Source organism: Acinetobacter sp. CAU_H_56 (assembly GCF_058599425.1).
On record NZ_CM178654.1, the window covers coordinates 897,824 to 915,791 of the forward strand.

The window sequence follows — 17,968 nt, forward strand, 5'->3', positions numbered from 1 at the left end:
TTCAGTCATTGGAACAGATTATGAAAATTGTCGCAGATGAAAATCTGGCATTTACCGATTATTTCTTTGCAGAATTTGGCGATATTCAGCATCGTGCAGGAAGAACTCTCACTGCAGAAGATGTAAAAGATACAGAGGCTTTATTGGTCCGTTCCGTGACCAAAGTCAATGCAGCACTCGTACAGGATAGTCAGATTAAATTCGTCGGCAGTGCCACCATTGGTACAGATCATCTGGACATTGCTGCACTAGAACAACAGAACATCCGCTGGAGCAATGCACCCGGTTGTAATGCACAGGCGGTAGCTGAATATGTGATTACGGCTCTATTATATTTACAACCCCAATTGATCAATGCAAATAAAGAATTCACCTTGGGCATTGTTGGTCTAGGAAATGTCGGTTCGCGTTTAGCAACAATGGCCAAATTGCTGGGCTGGAATGTGATTGCCTACGATCCCTTTGTACAGCGCGATCAGGTTCATCAGGTTGAATTTGAACAACTGCTAAAAACCGCAGATGCTATTTCCATTCATGTACCTTTAACCAAAACAGGTCAGCATCCGACTTATCATTTAATTAATGCTAATGCTCTTGGACAAATGAAGCCAGAAGCCATTTTAATTAATTCAGCGCGTGGGCCAGTTATTGAAGAAGCGGCACTAATTACCGATATTCAGGCAACTCAACGTCAGGTTGTACTGGATGTCTTTGAGCATGAACCGGAAATTTCTGAACAGCTGCTGAATCTGATTACTTTGGTGACGCCGCATATTGCAGGTTATAGTCTGGAAGGTAAGGCACGCGGTACTCAAATGATTTACGAGGCATTTTGCCAGACTTTTGGCTTTGAGATTAATAAGCAGTTTGAAAGCCAGTTGCCTGTCTGTGAACAGCTTTTCCAGAATCAGGATTTAAAACTGGCGCTACAACAGCATTTAACCCAGATCTATGATATCGCCCGTGATGATGCCAATCTGCGTGCTTGTTTAAAAGATGGCAAAGTCGATCAGAAAGCATTTGATCATTTACGCAAGACTTATCCTTTACGCCGTGAATGGGCCGCTCATGGAGGGCCAAAGGCATGAGTCAAACAGTATCTTATCAACCGACCTGTGACTTAAAAGCTATTAAAGCGCGTGCCAATATGTATACCCAGCTCCGTCAGTTTTTTGCTGAACGTGAAGTGCTGGAAGTGGAAACCCCGATTTTATCTCAGGCTGGTGTGACCGATGTGCATCTGGCTTCGATTCAGGCCCAGCGTCATGTCATGGGCAAGCTCGGCACACATTATCTACAGACCTCACCCGAATTTGCCATGAAACGTTTATTGGCTAGTGGTAGTGGGCCGATTTACCAGGTCTGTAAAGTGTTTCGGGATGATGAACACGGCCGTAAGCACAACAGTGAATTCAGCATGCTGGAATGGTATCGACCGGGCTTTAGTCTGAAAGATCTGATGTTTGAAGTGACAGATTTATTAAATGTGACACTTAAGGCTCGTTTTGGGGAAATCCGTCCCACTGTACTCAGCTATAAGCATGCCTTTATGGATCGCCTGGATCTCAATCCTTTACAGGCCACTTTGCAGCAACTCAAAGATTGCTGTCGCCGGGTAGGTCTCAATTTGGACTTGGGTGATGACCGTTTAGGGTATATCGACCTTTTGTTCTCGCATATGGTTGAGCCAAGCCTGGGTTTCGATACGGCTGTATTTTTGACAGATTTTCCACCGGAACTGGCATCGTTGGCTAAAACTAGAATCGATGAAGATGGGGAGCTGGTTGCGGCACGTTTCGAACTGTATATCGAAGGACTGGAACTGGCCAACGCGTATGATGAGCTGATGGATGCTGAAGTTTTGCGTTCCCGCTTTGAAGCAGATAATGCGGAACGGACAGCGCTCGGCTTGCATGTCATGCCGATTGATGAGTATTTGCTGGCGGCATTGCCACAAATGCCGGAATGTTCAGGTATTGCCCTAGGTCTTGATCGCTTGTTGATGATTGCAACCAATCAGATGAAATTAGAAAAAGTGATTACTTTCCCTGCTGAAATTTCATAAATTAAATCTACGATTGATCAGCTGGTTATGACTGGCTGATCATTCCAGATGCTTACGAAATCCAATACTGTAAGTGTCAAATCCTAGTCCTTGATAAAAGGCATGTGCAGGGTAGCGTTCTTCGCGATTTCCGCTGTTGAGCTGAATCATCTTGAAGCCTTGTTCTTTTGCAATCTGTTCAATAGCAGCCATCAGTTGCTTGCCAACGCCTTTTCCACGATGGGCCTGATCAATTACAAAAGCCTGAATCCTTAAATATCCACCGTCAAATTCCCAGGTCTATTCCTGAATAAAACCTGCATAGCCGATCACATGTAAATCCTGTTCTATAACCAGTGTTTGATAATGACTGTCTTGATGGAGATGCTCCCAACGCTGTTTGATATTTTCCAGCGTAGATGGTTAGCCAAGCTGAATCGTGAGTTGATGAACGTCATGCAGGTCTTTTTCAAGATCCAGTGGACGGATGAGATAAGTCATTAGACATGGTCTTAGCTAAAAATAATATCAATCATAATTAATATTTAATTTGCTTAAGTGTTGAAATTACATGATAGCTTCAAAGAATTATTGCTATTTATATAGAAAATCGAGATGAGTGAGATTTGAGATATGGCGGATTCAAGCGGCAAGTGCAACAGTATAAAAACCAGCCATAACTTCACTAGGCGTATACCAACCTAGTGTTTTTCTAGGACGATGGTTGAGTGCAAATTCTATCTGCTCTATTTGTTCGTTTGACACGTCATCAAACGATGATGATTTTGGCAGATATTGCCGGATTAAACCATTCGTATTTTCATTCCTTGCTCGTTGAATAGACTTGTAAGGATCAGCAAAATACGTATCTATGCCGGCATCAGTGATTCTTTTGTGTTCGGCAAATTCCTTACCATTATCAAAAGTAACACTATAAGCATGGCTCATCCGTAAACGATCTAATGCACAAGTAATCGTTTGAGAGGATGCTCTCGTTGGCCCTAAATGAACAATATGTACGTACAGGCTCTTTCGATCAACGAGAGTTAATAAAGCACCTTTATGATGTTTACCAATTACAGTGTCACCTTCGAAATCTCCTAAACGTTGTCGTTGATCAATGACCTGGTCTCGGCAATGAATACTTGTTTTATCAATGATTTGCCCCCTACGATCCGTGTTTTTGTAACCTCGTTTTCGATATTTCTTCTGATGCCTTAAATGTAGGTGGAGTTTACCGCCTTTTGATTTATCTTCATAAATGTACTGGTAAATCCACTCATGTGAAGGTACATCCAGCCAACCGCGTTGTGTTAAAGCGCCTAAAATTTGTTCTGGTGACCAGTCCAAGCCAATCAAGTAATCAATATAAGCGAAGGCAAATGCTGTCATGGGTGATGAAGGACGGTACCGTCTTTGACTTGCAAATTTCGCTGCCTGTTGAGCTCTATATCCACGTTGCCCAGTATTTCTTTTTAATTCACGGTAGATGGTTGATCGTGAACGCCCTAACTCCCGAGCAAGGCTAGCGATTGAACTTTTACTTTTCAAAGTAGCATAAATTTCGTATCTTTCATCTTGAGAAAGTTGGGTGTATTTCTTCATTGTGTGCTTTCCAATTGCGAGTTGAAAAAGTCCAATGATTCTACGAATACACCTAACTTTTTCAACTAACTACAAATGTGTCGCACTTGAGATTTGAATCTGCGTATTAAAAAGGCTCCCGAAGGAGCCTGATGTTTAAAGTATAGCACTGTGCTGTTCTTTCAGTTCTGCCAGAGCTGCAATCCGTCGTTCAATCAGCATTTCACCAATATCCGGACCTTGAATCTCTGGAGGCAAATCTTGAGCTTTAATGCTACGTACGACCTGCATGGCATCCAGCACATATTGAGCCTGAGGATAAGCACGATTTTCCAACCCCAAGCGGCCGCGAGAGTCACATTCACAGGCCTGTACAAAAGCTTCAACACGTTCAGGACGACGCAATACATCTAGACGCTGCAATAAACGCCATAACGTGCCAGGTTTTAAGTTAAAAGCCTGATGGCATTTTAAGTGTTCTTTACAGACAGCCAACGCCAGCTGTTTGGTATGAGTTGGAACTCTTAAGCGTTCACACAGCTCATTCACCGGTTTGATCCCACGTTCTTCATGCATGATATGGCGTGGTAATTCTTCCACAGGGGTTAATGCCTTACCAAGGTCATGAACCAGAACCGCAAAACGTACATCCAGACTATAATTTTGGCGACAAGCTTGCTGTAAAGACATCATGGTATGAATACCACAGTCAATTTCAGGATGATATTCAGGACGTTGCGGAATGCCATATAAGGCATCCAGTTCCGGGAACAGTACTTTTAAAGCACCACAACTACGTAATACTTCAAAATACACATCTGCATCTTGTTCCATCAGTGCGCGTGTGGTTTCTTTCCAGACCCGCTCAGGTGTCAATGCATTAAGCTCGCCCGATTCCGCCAGCTGCTTCATCAGCACCAACGTTTCTTCTGCAATGCTAAAACCCTGATGTTGATAACGCGCAGCAAAGCGGGCAATCCTTAAAACACGTAAAGGATCTTCGACAAAAGCTTCTGATACATGACGCAGTACACGATCAGCCAGATCTTTTTGACCACCATAAGGATCATAAATCTTGCCTGAATCATCCATGGCCATGGCATTGATGGTCAGGTCACGGCGGATCAGATCCTCTTCCAAGGTGACATTGATATCGGTATAAAATTCAAAACCATGATAACCATAGCCAGACTTGCGTTCGGTACGTGCCAGAGCATATTCGTCTTTGGTTTCAGGATGAAGAAAAACAGGGAAGTCCTTGCCAACAGGTTGAAAACCTTCAGCAAGCAATTGTTCCGGCGTCGCGCCGACAACCACATAATCTTTTTCGTGATAGGGGTGTCCAAGTAAATGATCCCGAACTGCACCGCCTACTAAATAAACTTGCATGAAAAAACCTCTATTCTTACAAGCATCATGCTACAGAATAGAGGTTTTCTCAAGTCAAGAAGTTACGCTGATGCGTACATTCCTTAGAGCGCGTTTTTTTCTGCTTCCTGAATTTCAGCGACAGTTAATGCAGTCATATTCACTACGCGACGAGTCGTTGCAGTTGGTGTCAGGATATGAACAGGTTTCGCAGCACCAAGCAGGATAGGACCAATGGTCACGTTGTTACCTGAAGTTGCTTTTAACAGGTTAAACGAAATATTGGCTGCATCCAGATTTGGCATGATCAGCAGGTTTGCAGAACCTTTGAAACGAGAATTAGGGAATGCAAACTGACGGATATTTTCGTCTAATGCTGCATCACCATGCATTTCACCTTCAACTTCAAGCTCAGGTGCAGTTTCAGAAAGAATTTCATATACGCGACGCATTTTTTGTGCGCTGGCATCGTGCTGGTCTGAACCGAAACTAGAGTGAGAAAGTAGGGCAACACGCGGTGTAATACCGAAACGACGCACTTCTTCAGCAGCCAGAATCGTCATCTCAGCAAGCTGTTCAGCCGTTGGATTACGGTTGATGTAAGTATCTGCGATGAACAGGTTACGCTCTTCCAGCATTAATGCGTTTAAGGTGAAGAAGGTATTATGGCCATCCTGTTTGCCGATGACATTGCTGACAAAGTCCAGATGGATGTCGTAGCTTGAGTAAGTACCACATAACATACCGTCCGCCATGCCATGACGAACCAGCATCGCAGCGATCAAAGTAGAGCGGCGACGCGCTTCACGGTGTGCATATTCAGGCGTTACACCTTTACGTTGCATCAGGTTGTAATAGTCGTCTGCAAATTTTTCGTAATCCGGGTTCTTTTCTTGATCCACGATGGTGATGTTGACACCATCTTCAAGACGTAAGCCCAATTTCTTGATATTGGCTTCGATGACTGCTGGACGACCGACCAGAATCGGTTTAGCTAAGCCTTCATCCACTGCAATTTGTGCAGCACGAAGTACACGCAGGTCTTCACCTTCTGCATAAGCGATACGTTTAGGATCTGTTTTGGCTTGTGCAAAGATTGGTTTCATCATGAAAGCTGAGTTATAAACAAACTCAGATAGACGTTGACGATATGCCGAGAAATCCTGAATAGGACGAGTCGCTACGCCAGAATCCATTGCAGCTTGTGCAACTGCAGGCGCAATTTCCAGAATCAGACGTTGATCCAGTGGACCAGGAATCAGGTAATCACGACCGAAAGAAACTGATTTTTCACCATAAGATGCAGCATCTGCTTCTACATGTGCCATGCGTGCAATTGCGTGTACGCAGGCAATTTTCATCTCTTCATTAATGGTGGTGGCACCAACGTCTAATGCACCACGGAAGATATAAGGGAAGCACAGTGCGTTGTTCACCTGGTTTGGATAGTCAGAACGGCCAGTTGCCATGATCACGTCATCACGAACTTCGTGTGCATGTTCAGGCAGAATTTCTGGATCTGGGTTCGCCAAGGCAAAGATAATTGGATCTTTAGCCATCAGTTTCACCATTTCTTTGGTGAGAATACCGGCTGCAGAAAGACCCAGGAACATGTCTGCACCTGCAATCACGTCACCGATCTGAGAGGCATCAATGTCTTGTACATATGCTTTTTTAGATTCGTCCAGACCTTCACGTTTAGTTGTTAATAAACCACGTGAGTCAGCAACGATGATATTTTCTTTTTTCGCACCAAGAGCACAAAGCAAGTTCAAGCAAGACAGGGCAGCAGCGCCGGCACCTGAAGCAATGATCTTGATTTCATCAATTTTTTTGCCGTTTAATTGCAAAGCATTAAGAAGAGCAGAACCTACAATGATTGAAGTACCATGCTGGTCATCGTGGAACACAGGAATTTTCATGCGTTCACGAAGTTTCTGTTCAATATAGAAACATTCTGGAGCCTTGATATCTTCCAGGTTGATCCCGCCAAAAGTGGGTTCTAGAGAAGCGACAATATCAACAATCTTGTCTGGATCATTTTCAGCAATTTCGATATCGAATACATCAACACCCGCAAATTTTTTGAACAGTACGCCTTTACCTTCCATGACTGGTTTAGACGCCAGTGGGCCAATATTACCCAAACCAAGAACTGCTGTACCGTTACTGACCACTGCAACCAGGTTACCGCGTGCGGTATAAAGTGCAGCTGTTGAAGGATCGCGTTCAATCTCAAGACATGGTGCGGCAACGCCAGGCGAGTAAGCAAGGGCTAAGTCACGTTGGTTGACCAATTGTTTGCTTGGTGTAACGCTGATTTTTCCTGGAGTAGGGAATTCGTGATAGTAAAGAGCCTGCTGCTTTAAAGATTGTTCGTCCATCTGTATCTCTATCGTTGTAAAGATTACCCAGAAAGCGGGTAAAAAATTGCATTTATGGCTCTGAATATAACATTTGTTAAGCACTTAGCCCAGTCAAAGTCGACCATTTTTGCGACAATCTTATTCGAGGTAGATATAGACTTAGACTTGATATATATAAGTTTCAGCAACGCGATTCTGTTCTAAATATGCAGTTGCTTCCAGTTCAGGCAATGGTTTGGAGAAGAAGTAGCCTTGGGCAATATCACAATCTAAATCACGTAGATATTGCAGCTGTTCTTCAGTTTCAATACCTTCAGCGACGACAGTCATGCCCATGGCTTTACCCATCGCGACCATGGCACTGACAATCGCTTCCTGTTTATGTTCGCCAATTTTAGAGACAAAACTGCGGTCAATTTTGAGAATGTCAATAGGAAAATCGGCAAGATAGGATAAAGAAGAATAACCGGTTCCAAAGTCATCTAAAGAAATATTAATCTGGCGCTGCTTGATCTGGTTCAGCAGATTTTTGACAGATTCAGAGTTTTCAATCAGTGAAGATTCAGTAATTTCCAGTTCCAGACTGGTGCCAGAAATCTGGTTTTCGGTAATGGCCTGATCCAGATCATCAAGTAACTGACCACGACGCAATTGCTGTGCCACGATATTCACAGAGACACAGATATTATGAAAGCCAAGATCATTCCATTCACGAATCTGTTTGGCAGTTTGCTGAATCACTAGACGGCCGATCTCGGAAATCAGGCTGGTCTGTTCGGCTAAAGGAATAAACAGGCCCGGTGGGATGATGCCTTTTTCTGGATGTTTCCAGCGCACTAAAGCTTCAAAGCCATAAATGTGCTGGTCATTGAAATTAATTTTCGGCTGATAGTAGACTACTAGTTCGCCATTCTGAATAGCTTTACGCAGATCACGTTCAATGAAAATTCCTTGCTCTAGCAAAGCCGTATTTTCATTGGAGTAGAAATGGATAGTATTCCCACCAAGATTTTTGGCTTCACTCAGCGCCTGTTCAGCACAGTTATTTAAATAATCTAGCTGACGACCATGATCCGGATAGAAGGCCACGCCCATCGATAGAGTAATCACATAATCTTGTCCAAAAATATGGAAAGGAGCCTGGAAGGCTTCAGCAATTCGTTGACAGTGTTCCTGTACAGATGGGCGAATATGCGAGATTTCATACAAAATCGCAAAGTCATCGCCATTTAGATGGGCTACAAACAGGGCTTCAGCATTGGTCAGACGTAAGCGCTGTGCCACCTGACGCAACAGCTCATCACCACCATTATTAGACAAGTATTCATTCAATGGACGGAAACGATCGATATTGAGTCGAATCACCGCCATTTTCTTGATGGAATCTTTTTGCGTCATCAGATACTGATGCAGCTGGTAGTTATAGTAAAAACGGTTTGGCAAATCAGTTAGCGTGTCATAATTTTCCAGATAAGACAGGCGCTGTTCCTGTAATTTACGCTCAGTCAGATCAGAGACAATGCCGATATAGTGGGTGATACGGCCTTCATCATCGGTAATCGCATTGATATGCAACCAGAGTGGCATTTCTTTGCCGGACAGGAATTTTTCACTCAGTTCGCCATCAAAGGATCCGATTTTCACGACTTGCTTGATGATATTGGAATGAATGCTGCGTTGCTGTGATTTATGGCTTGCAGTGATATCAAACAGATATTTACCCAAGATATCATTACGTTCAAAACCGGACAAATTCTCGAAATAAGGATTCACTTCGATATAACGTAATTCATCATTTAAAATGAAAATTCCTTCAGCTGCCTGCTCGATCACACTTGCTGCCAGTTTCAGGCGTTCTTGAGAACTGCGTTCCTGCTGAATATCACGCAAAATTCCAACCATGCGTAAAGGACGGTGAGTTTCGGGATCGCGACTGATCACCCTGCCTACATCATGTACCCAGCTCCAGACTCCCGGCGCTTGCTGAATCCGGTAAGTTACTTCATAGCGCTCAGTTTTCCCACGCAGATGCTGTTTCATATTGCTTTTGAACGCAGCCAGATCATCGGGATGAATCATATGCTGTAACTGCAGATGATGTTCGCTGGATTTCCGTTGTACCTTCTCATCTTTATGATTGGTCAGCAAAATACTGCGGTCTTTGATATTCCAGTCCCATGGACGGATACCGGCGATTTCATGAGTCAGCTCAAGGTTTTGCTGCTGGTTTTTCAGATCAATATTTATCTGTTCAATATCATAAGTACGTTCACGAACTTTCTGTTCCAGTAACTGATTGCTGAGCTGTAGCTCCAGTTCGATATCTTTTGATTTATTGACTTCAGTCTGTAACTGTTTGCACAGTTCATCCGTCCAGGCGACCTGCTGTTCGGCATTGCTCACCAGTAATTCATTTTCCGCATAAAGGCGGGAAGTACGGGTGTGAATACGATAGGTACTATTGGCACAGAGCAGGATCACAATAACTGCAAAATTTAAGGCCAGGCCAAAGACAGGATTAGCACCAGAAATATGAAAAAACTGAAAGAGCAAAAAGGGTACTAATGAAGGTAAAAATACCAGTGAAAAGTAACTGAGCTTCTGAGTTAAATAAGTCAAACCAAAAGCTTGGGTAACAATTAACAGCAAGGCTGATAGAGTCAGTGCTTCTATTTCATCAAAATTGATATTGGCCTGCGGCAAGTAATAATAAATCAGGGAAATACCGGAAGCGATACAGCAACCTACCGCAAGGCTCTGAATCTGTAACCAGTAATGTGCATTTTTCAGTTGATATTGTTCAGGCTTAAAATACAGGGTATTGATGAGCCAGCACATGCTGACGGTAATTTCAGTCAAGATAAACCAAAGATTAAAATAAGTATTCGATAAGCTATATTGAATGTGATAAACACAAAAAATATAGAGGCAAATAATCATGATACTTAACAGAAAATATCGGCTATGTCGAAGCGTGTTCGCAATCTGAGCACGATGTAAGTGCTCTTTGATATAAGCCTCTTGATTATCAATCATATAATTAAGTGCCTTGTATTCGTCCTGAACGGTTCTTACCCTAGATTTTAATTTTTATTCAAGCCTGAATGATTCTTAAATCAATCAATATGTGTTTCATTATTATTGACTCAAGAGTAGAGCGCTTATAAATAAAAATCAATAAAATTAATAACTAAATTTTACAATTTTGACCGCTTAAATAGTGTAATTCAAAATTGAGAGGGCAACGACAGGAGCAGTTTCGGTACGCAGGACACGTTCACCAATACACCAGTTAACAAAGCCTTGGGAATTCGCCGCTAGGATTTCTGCTTCACTCAAGCCGCCTTCAGGGCCAATCAGCAAGGCAATATCCGGCGTGGCATTCGCCAGAACATCAATTTCTTCTTTATTTGGCGCTAGCACCAGTTTGGTAGTAGGAAGATCAGTTTCCAGCCATTTTTCAAGTGACATTGGCGCTAAAATTTTAGGAACAATATTCATTCCACACTGTTCACAGGCGGCAATGGCTACACCTTGCCAGTGATCCAGTTTCTTTTGATCACGATCGTATTTCAGGCGCATTTCACAGCGTTCAGAGGTTAGAAGTTGAATTTCAGATACACCCAGTTCAACTGCTTTCTGGATCGCATAATCCATGCGGTCACCTTTACTCATGACCTGGCCAAGCAAGGCTTTAAATTTAGGTGTGCGATCAGTAGGATTGTAACTATTGACCTGTACAGCAGCCGACTTTTTGGAAACTTCGACCAGTTCAACTTCATATTCACCACCTTGTCCATTAAACAGGGTGGCTTTTTCGCCGACTTGAGCACGTAAAACTTTAACCCAATGATGAAACACTGTTTCAGTCAGTTCTACAGTGGTATCTACTGCTAAATCAGCTTCAATAAAAAAACGTGGCATTAAAGTTTTACTCTCAAATCAGGTATTTTACTTATGCAAGACCGAGGTCTTTAACAAGTTGACGGGTTGGATCAGTGGTATTCATGGTGTAGAAATGCAGGCTCGGTGCACCACCAGCAATCAGGCGTTCGCAGAATTTCACCACGACTTCATGACCAAAGGCTTTAATGCTTGCAGTGTCATCCCCATAGGTCGCCAGTTGCTTGCGAATCCAGCGTGGAATTTCAGCACCTGTACCATCTGCGAAGCGAATCAGGTTGCTGGCATTGGTAATTGGCATAATACCTGGCGCAACCGGAATATCGATTCCAGCTTTCTGAATGCGGTCTACAAAGTAGAAGTATGCATCTGGATTAAAGAAGAATTGGGTCAATGCAGCATTGGCACCTGCATTTACTTTATCCACAAAGTGCTGAATGTCTTTGTCAAAGCTATCTGCTTGTGGATGCATTTCAGGATAAGCAGCAACTTCGATATGGAAATGATCACCTGAATGTTCACGGATAAAGCGAACCAGATCCTGTGCATAAGGCAATTCACCTAGGCCCACCTGACCAGATGGCAAGTCACCACGCAGTGCGACAATACGATCAATCCCTTGTGCTTTATACAAATCAAGTAGTTCAGCGATACGCGCTTTGTCATCGCCGATACAAGACAGGTGAGGAGCAACGGGTGTGCCTTTACCGTTAAAATCATTAATCGTAGATAAAGTACGTTCACGTGTTGAACCGCCAGCCCCATAAGTCACAGAGAAGAATTCTGGATTCAACTGTTGCAGTTCTTGGTGAACCACTTTGAGTTTTTCCGCACCCGCATCAGTTTTAGTCGGGAAAAACTCAAAAGAAATTGGAATCTGTTTAGACATGTTCAAATCCTTTTTATAAATACTTGTATTTTATAGATTACCCTCATCCTAACCTTCTCCCAGAGGGAGAAGGGACTACCATTGTGATAGTTAAAGTCTTTAAGATTTACCCTATAACAATTTTCACAATGGAAATCTCCCTCTCCTTATAGGAGAGGGCCGGGGTGAGGTGGAAATCAAAAATTAGTATTTATAAGCATCAGACTTGAATGGACCTTCAACAGGTACGCCTAGGTAGTCTGCTTGTTCTGAAGTCAATTGAGTCAGAACACCACCAAAACCGGCAACCATTGCAGCAGCAACTTCTTCGTCTAATTTCTTAGGAAGTAGTTCTACACGAATCGCTGCTTGTTTTTGATCTTCTGGAAGATCAGCAAATTTCTCAGCGAACAGGTGCATTTGACCCAATACTTGGTTGGCAAAAGAACCGTCCATAACACGTGAAGGGTGACCAGTTGCATTACCCAGGTTCACCAGACGACCTTCAGAAAGCAGGATCAGGTAATCATTTTCATTTTCTGAACGATACACTTGGTGTACTTGAGGCTTCACTTCAACCCATTTGTAACCACGTAGGTAATTGGTATCGATTTCAGTATCGAAGTGACCAATGTTACAAACTACTGCACCAGCTTTTAGTGTATCTAGCATCGCAGCGTCACATACGTGGTAGTTACCAGTCGTAGTCACGATCAGGTCGGTATTTTGAAGAAGATCAACGTTCACATCTTCTTTTTTGCCTGTTTGAACGCCGTTTTTGTATGGAGAAACCACTTCATAACCGTCCATGCATGCTTGCATCGCACAGATTGGATCGATTTCAGATACACGTACGATCATACCTTCTTGACGAAGAGACTGAGCAGAACCTTTACCTACGTCACCATAGCCGATCACTAACGCACGACGGCCAGAAAGCAGCATGTCAGTTGCACGTTTGATCGCATCGTTTAGTGAGTGACGGCAACCGTATTTGTTGTCGTTTTTAGACTTGGTTACTGAATCGTTGACATTGATTGCAGGAACTTTCAGAGAGCCGTCTTTCCACATTTCTAGAAGACGTGCTACACCTGTAGTGGTTTCTTCAGTAATACCGTGGATTTTTGCAATCAGTTCAGGATATTTTTCGTGAACAACAGCAGTCAAGTCACCGCCATCATCCAGAATCATGTTGGCATCCCAAGGTTTGCCATTTACATTGATCTGTTGCTCAAGACACCACATGTATTCTTCTTCTGTTTCACCTTTCCAAGCAAATACAGGAATACCGCGAGCAGCAATTGCAGCAGCAGCGTGGTCTTGAGTAGAGAAGATGTTACAAGAAGTCCAGCGAACTTCAGCGCCTAATTCAACCAGAGTTTCAATTAAAACCGCAGTTTGAATAGTCATGTGAATACAGCCAAGGATTTTGGCACCAGCAAGCGGTTTAGCAGCTGAGTAGCGCTTACGCAGACCCATGAGGGCAGGCATTTCAGCTTCTGCAAGTTTGATTTCTTTACGGCCGTAGTCAGCTAGGGAAATATCAGCAACTTTATAATCTGTAAATGAAGCATTAACCGCGTTCATCACGATCTCCTTATAAAAAACAATAATTGATCATTCAGTTCGCGGATGCCGTTGTTGGTCTGTCTAGAAAAAGTTGGACCGATCGTCGAGCCTGGCGCTTTTACATTTCGTACCTGTAAAACGTCGCAGCATCCCTCGACTAGCGGGGTATTGTACTTGGATTTAAAGTGATAGCCAAGTTGTAAACAAGGTAATAAAAATATATTGTTCTAAAATTAAACTAAGGAAATATTATGGATGATTTAGAAGAGGTTACTAAATATATAGATGTACTTATGCAAGAGAATCCATTGGTTTTCTTGGGGGAGAATGAACTAAAAGCAGGTCACAAATTATTAATAATGGATCTGTTAATCAACTTTAATAAATTAGAGGTACATTTAAAAAGATTAGTAACTTATATGGAAATTGCAACCTATAAAGGTCAAGTAAAAACTTTACCATTGGCACAGCTGATGGAGTGTCATGAAATACAAGAGTTCTTTACTCCTATAACAAATATATTATTTGAAAAAATAAAAAAGAATCTATACATTAGGAATTTAATAGCACACTCTATACCAAGTCTAATAGATGATAAATATATTGTATTCCTCTCACATGATATAAGTGAGTTAAGAAAAATACGTGCGAATCTTACACGTGAAGACTATAAATATTCTAAAACTCAAAGAACAAAAGTCTTATTGAGACAGCAAGAAAAAATTGATCATAGTAATTTTAGTGTAATGAGGTTTCATGATCTTATTCGTTTAAATGAAATGCTAGATGATTTAATTGAACAAGTAGAAAGTATAGTAAATAAAATTTAATAATAAAAAGCCCATCATCTGATGGGCTTATTCTTTATTCTATGTCTTGCTCAATTTCATCTGCTTTCTTAGTCCAGTAATCTGCCTGTATGTCATCAGCGACCACACCAAGACCATTGGCATAAATAAAGGCAAGATCACGCATGGCTTGAACTTCGCCCCATTCAGCTGCTTGTTTCACCAGAGCAATGGATTTTTCGACATCTTTTTCTACCACATCACCACGTCGGTAAAAGCCAGCCAGCTCCAAAGTTGCCGCAGGGTGTTTTTCGAAATTGGCTTTACTCAACCAGTAATAGGCTAACTCAAAGTGAGCTTTGGAATCTTCAGGGTCTTCCTCAGCGATTTCTTTAGCATAAACCGTATAACCCTCACCGAGCCAGTACATGGCTTCAACCCAGCCGCCATTGGCTGCTTTCAATGCCCATTCTTCAGCGAGCATGATGTCATCATCATGCTCGCTTTGCATATAGAGTTCGGCAAGCTCAAATTGGGCTTCAGCATTGCCTGCCAGTGCGCGGTTTGCCAGCGTGGCAGGGGGAGAAACACGCTCAGTCATGTCAGTATCTCAAATATCTTTGTATCTAGATTAAAAGGTTCAAAATAAAAAAGCCAATCCGAAAATTGGCTTTTTTATAAAAGTCGACTGATAGTGTTTAAAACACGCAAACTAAGCTATTTGTTTAGAGAAATAACAATAAAACGAATAGAAAGAGAACAAAAATAAATTTAAATATTTTTCAATGCTTCAGAAAGCAAAACAGCGGCTCGAAAGCCGCTGTTGATATACGATTAATTAGCTAGAAACTTAGTCTTGCTGGATTCCTGCAACCACCCAATCTTGCTGAGAGCCGGCAGGTTTGACAAAGTGCCAGATTTCAGCAAACGGTTGAGGTTGGCTATTCAGGTCTTCACTTACAGTACCAGTGAAGCGTACGCTTACTACGTATTGACCATTCTCATTCGATGAATCCACAACCATTGCATTCAGGTTAGAGAACTCAGCTACGTCCTGATCCTGATTCGCCATAATGTCGTTATACATCGACTGGTAAAGATCAGGGGTCAGGTAACGTTTAATTTCTGAAATGTTGCTCGCCGTATTCATTGACTGAATGTGGTTGAAGCGCTGACGTGCCACACGTAAGAAAGTCGCAGGCTCTGTACCATCCGGAAGCTGGTTGCCGCTATTGGTATAGGCTGCACCAAATGGGGCGTTATTTACCGGAGCTGAACCAAACGGAGCATTCGTGCTTGGCGTGCTACCACCCACGTTCTGACCAAAAATATTGGTGTTGTCACCACCGCGAGGAGGTGTCTGACCAAATGGTGCTGAATGACCAGCACCACTATTTGGAGCATATGGATTAGAAGCTACTTTTTTTTTTGCGCCCATCTTACGGAAAATGAAGAAGGCAACAGCGGCAGCAAGTAAAATCCAGATCCAGCCAGGAATACCACCTTTTTCCTCTTGTTGCTGTTGAGCTGCTTGAGCTTCAGAAGCCGCTTGTACTTCTTTGTCATCAGCCAGCGCATTGGCAGCAACGGCACCCACTGCAGCACCTGCTACACCGGCAGCAACCATACTACCTACGCCTGGGCCAGATCTTTGCTGAGTTGCAGCACCAGCGGCTGGAGCCTGTTGTGCTGGCGCAGCTTGACGAGGTTGTTGATAAGATTGAGTAGGCGCAGCAGAACGTTGCATACCATGGCTTTTACCGCCACCGGCACGTTTTGCTTCAGCAGTTAAAGGAGCAACCAGTAATGCTGCTGTTAAAAGACCTGCAATCAAACCACGCTGTCGAACTTCCATTCAATTTTCCTATGTGAAAAAAACTTATTTGAATACTCTATTTATATAGGCTTTATAGGGGATTTCAATCAAAAATGTGTATTTTTTTAAGCTTTTTGCAAGATTTATCGATTAAAACTAACTGAGTTCATCACTTAGGCTCATGGCTTCACTCAGGGCTTCATGCAATCGGGCTACAGCAATGACCTGTACGCCGGGAATCGGTTTTTGCGGTGCATTGGCACGCGGTAAAATAATATATTTAAAACCATGTTTGACTGCCTCTTTCAGACGTTCCTGACCATTCGGCACTGGACGAATTTCACCAGAAAGACCAACTTCACCAAAAACAGCCAGTTGCTGAGGCAAGGCTTTGGTCCGGATACTGGATGCACACGCTAAAAGTACAGCCAGGTCAGAACCAGTTTCGGTAATCTTTAAACCACCGACGATATTGACATAGACATCCTGTCCGGATGTTTGTACGCCACCATGACGGTGCATCACAGCAAGCAGCATATTCAGACGGTTTTGCTCTAAACCCAACGCTACACGGCGTGGCTGGCCATGAGCATCATCGACCAAAGCCTGAACTTCAACCAGGAGTGGGCGAGTTCCTTCACGGCTAATCATGACGATGGAACCTGGAATCGCTTCATCATAACGACTGAGGAAAATGGCAGATGGATTGGCGACTTCACGCAGACCTTTATCGGTCATGCCAAAGACGCCAAGTTCATTGACTGCACCGAAACGGTTTTTGACTGCGCGGATCATACGGTAACGAGAATCCGACTGGCCTTCAAAATACAGCACACAGTCCACCATATGTTCCAGTACACGCGGACCTGCTAAGGCACCTTCTTTAGTCACATGACCGACAATAAACAGGGCAGTGCCGCTATTTTTGGCGAAACGGGTCAATAGGGCGGCAGACTCACGGATCTGTGATACACCACCTGGCGCAGACTGCAAGGTTTCGGTATATAAAGTCTGAATCGAGTCCAAAATCGCAACAGCAGGACGTTCCTGAGCCAGCACTTCACAAATACGTTCCACACAGGTTTCTGCCATGACTTTCAGTTGGTCAGTTGGTAAGTCCAGACGCTGGGCGCGTAATGCCACCTGAGATAAAGACTCTTCACCTGTCACATATAGGGCAGAGCTATTGCCTGCTGCCATATGGGTTGCGGTTTGCAGCAGAATAGTTGATTTACCAATCCCCGGATCACCACCAATCAGAACCACAGAACCTGTAACGAGACCACCACCGAGTACCCGGTCAAATTCGCCAATCCCTGTTTGCAGCCGGGTTTCATGTGAAACGGAGACTTTATTTAAAGTGGTAATCGCAGCTGCCTGACCGGCATAGCCGCCAATTTTTGGCTGAGCACGATGTGTGGTTGCAGGCGCAATACTGACTTCTACCAGGCTGTTCCATTCCCCACATTCAGAACACTGACCCGCCCATTTGGGATGGTCGGCTCCACATTGCTCACAACGATACACACTTTTTGCTTTAGCCATAATTTCCGAAAATAAATATTGGGAATGGGGGCTACAGCATAGCGGTGAATGAGACTGAAAACCAAGACCTTTCGCTGAAAAAGTCAGTGATTTACGTCAGCATATGACGCTTATGAA

15 protein-coding genes are annotated in these 17,968 nt (G+C 43.2%); 4 read left to right on the forward strand and 11 right to left on the reverse strand.

Annotated features, from left to right (window positions below; translation table 11 throughout):
• Nucleotides 1–20 precede the first annotated feature (20 nt).
• Both AC4MCC_RS04420 and epmA read left to right on the forward strand, forming a co-directional pair.
• Complete coding sequence (locus tag AC4MCC_RS04420; RefSeq protein WP_419375304.1) at nucleotides 21–1,088, forward strand: 4-phosphoerythronate dehydrogenase; 1,068 nt, start codon at nucleotides 21–23, stop codon at nucleotides 1,086–1,088.
• Nucleotides 1,085–2,065 carry an EF-P lysine aminoacylase EpmA gene (gene epmA / locus AC4MCC_RS04425; RefSeq protein ID WP_419375305.1) on the forward strand — a complete coding sequence of 327 codons (981 nt, stop codon included), beginning with the start codon at nucleotides 1,085–1,087 and terminating at the stop codon, nucleotides 2,063–2,065. Before AC4MCC_RS04420 ends, epmA begins: the two co-directional genes overlap by 4 nt.
• A gap of 39 nt (nucleotides 2,066–2,104) precedes the next feature.
• Here epmA and AC4MCC_RS04430 read toward each other — a convergent pair whose 3' ends face one another.
• On the reverse strand, nucleotides 2,105–2,314 hold the full coding sequence (locus tag AC4MCC_RS04430; RefSeq protein WP_491876841.1) for a GNAT family N-acetyltransferase: 210 nt from the start codon (nucleotides 2,312–2,314) through the stop codon (nucleotides 2,105–2,107).
• A gap of 108 nt (nucleotides 2,315–2,422) precedes the next feature.
• On the opposite strand from AC4MCC_RS04430, the gene AC4MCC_RS04435 reads away from it, so the two are divergent.
• Entirely contained in the window at nucleotides 2,423–2,548 is a 126-nt protein-coding gene (locus AC4MCC_RS04435; RefSeq protein ID WP_419375306.1) for a hypothetical protein, read from the forward strand.
• Between the two features lie 138 nt (nucleotides 2,549–2,686).
• Here the strand turns inward: AC4MCC_RS04435 and AC4MCC_RS04440 are convergent, their stop codons facing one another.
• From AC4MCC_RS04440 to ahcY, 7 genes are all read right to left on the reverse strand, one after another.
• The gene (locus AC4MCC_RS04440) at nucleotides 2,687–3,649 is read right to left on the reverse strand and encodes an IS30 family transposase (RefSeq protein ID WP_005095842.1); all 963 of its coding nucleotides are present in this window, start codon (nucleotides 3,647–3,649) and stop codon (nucleotides 2,687–2,689) included.
• Between the two features lie 135 nt (nucleotides 3,650–3,784).
• Nucleotides 3,785–5,017, reverse strand: coding sequence for a multifunctional CCA addition/repair protein (locus AC4MCC_RS04445; RefSeq protein ID WP_004784716.1), 1,233 nt, complete (start codon nucleotides 5,015–5,017; stop codon nucleotides 3,785–3,787).
• An 83-nt stretch (nucleotides 5,018–5,100) separates the two neighbouring features.
• On the reverse strand, nucleotides 5,101–7,380 hold the full coding sequence (locus AC4MCC_RS04450) for an NADP-dependent malic enzyme (protein ID WP_419365421.1): 2,280 nt from the start codon (nucleotides 7,378–7,380) through the stop codon (nucleotides 5,101–5,103).
• A 141-nt stretch (nucleotides 7,381–7,521) separates the two neighbouring features.
• Nucleotides 7,522–10,398 carry a putative bifunctional diguanylate cyclase/phosphodiesterase gene (locus AC4MCC_RS04455; RefSeq protein WP_419375307.1) on the reverse strand — a complete coding sequence of 959 codons (2,877 nt, stop codon included), beginning with the start codon at nucleotides 10,396–10,398 and terminating at the stop codon, nucleotides 7,522–7,524.
• A 177-nt stretch (nucleotides 10,399–10,575) separates the two neighbouring features.
• On the reverse strand, nucleotides 10,576–11,286 hold the full coding sequence (locus AC4MCC_RS04460) for a 16S rRNA (uracil(1498)-N(3))-methyltransferase (RefSeq protein WP_159124482.1): 711 nt from the start codon (nucleotides 11,284–11,286) through the stop codon (nucleotides 10,576–10,578).
• A gap of 31 nt (nucleotides 11,287–11,317) precedes the next feature.
• Entirely contained in the window at nucleotides 11,318–12,154 is an 837-nt protein-coding gene (gene metF, locus AC4MCC_RS04465) for a methylenetetrahydrofolate reductase [NAD(P)H] (RefSeq protein WP_284879109.1), read from the reverse strand.
• Between the two features lie 183 nt (nucleotides 12,155–12,337).
• Complete coding sequence (gene ahcY, locus AC4MCC_RS04470) at nucleotides 12,338–13,720, reverse strand: adenosylhomocysteinase (RefSeq protein ID WP_419365418.1); 1,383 nt, start codon at nucleotides 13,718–13,720, stop codon at nucleotides 12,338–12,340.
• Nucleotides 13,721–13,953: 233 nt separating this feature from the next.
• Between ahcY and AC4MCC_RS04475 the strand changes: the two genes are divergently transcribed.
• Complete coding sequence (locus tag AC4MCC_RS04475) at nucleotides 13,954–14,532, forward strand: hypothetical protein (RefSeq protein ID WP_491880190.1); 579 nt, start codon at nucleotides 13,954–13,956, stop codon at nucleotides 14,530–14,532.
• 34 nt (nucleotides 14,533–14,566) lie between these two features.
• Here the strand turns inward: AC4MCC_RS04475 and AC4MCC_RS04480 are convergent, their stop codons facing one another.
• From AC4MCC_RS04480 to radA, 3 genes are all read right to left on the reverse strand, one after another.
• Nucleotides 14,567–15,091 (reverse strand): tetratricopeptide repeat protein, encoded by a 525-nt coding sequence (locus AC4MCC_RS04480; RefSeq protein ID WP_419374719.1) that lies wholly within the window; start codon nucleotides 15,089–15,091, stop codon nucleotides 14,567–14,569.
• Between the two features lie 249 nt (nucleotides 15,092–15,340).
• Nucleotides 15,341–16,345 carry a Tim44 domain-containing protein gene (locus tag AC4MCC_RS04485; protein WP_166137751.1) on the reverse strand — a complete coding sequence of 335 codons (1,005 nt, stop codon included), beginning with the start codon at nucleotides 16,343–16,345 and terminating at the stop codon, nucleotides 15,341–15,343.
• Nucleotides 16,346–16,462: 117 nt separating this feature from the next.
• Nucleotides 16,463–17,851, reverse strand: a complete 1,389-nt coding sequence (radA, locus tag AC4MCC_RS04490; RefSeq protein ID WP_166137748.1) for a DNA repair protein RadA — start codon at nucleotides 17,849–17,851, stop codon at nucleotides 16,463–16,465.
• Nucleotides 17,852–17,968 lie beyond the last annotated feature (117 nt).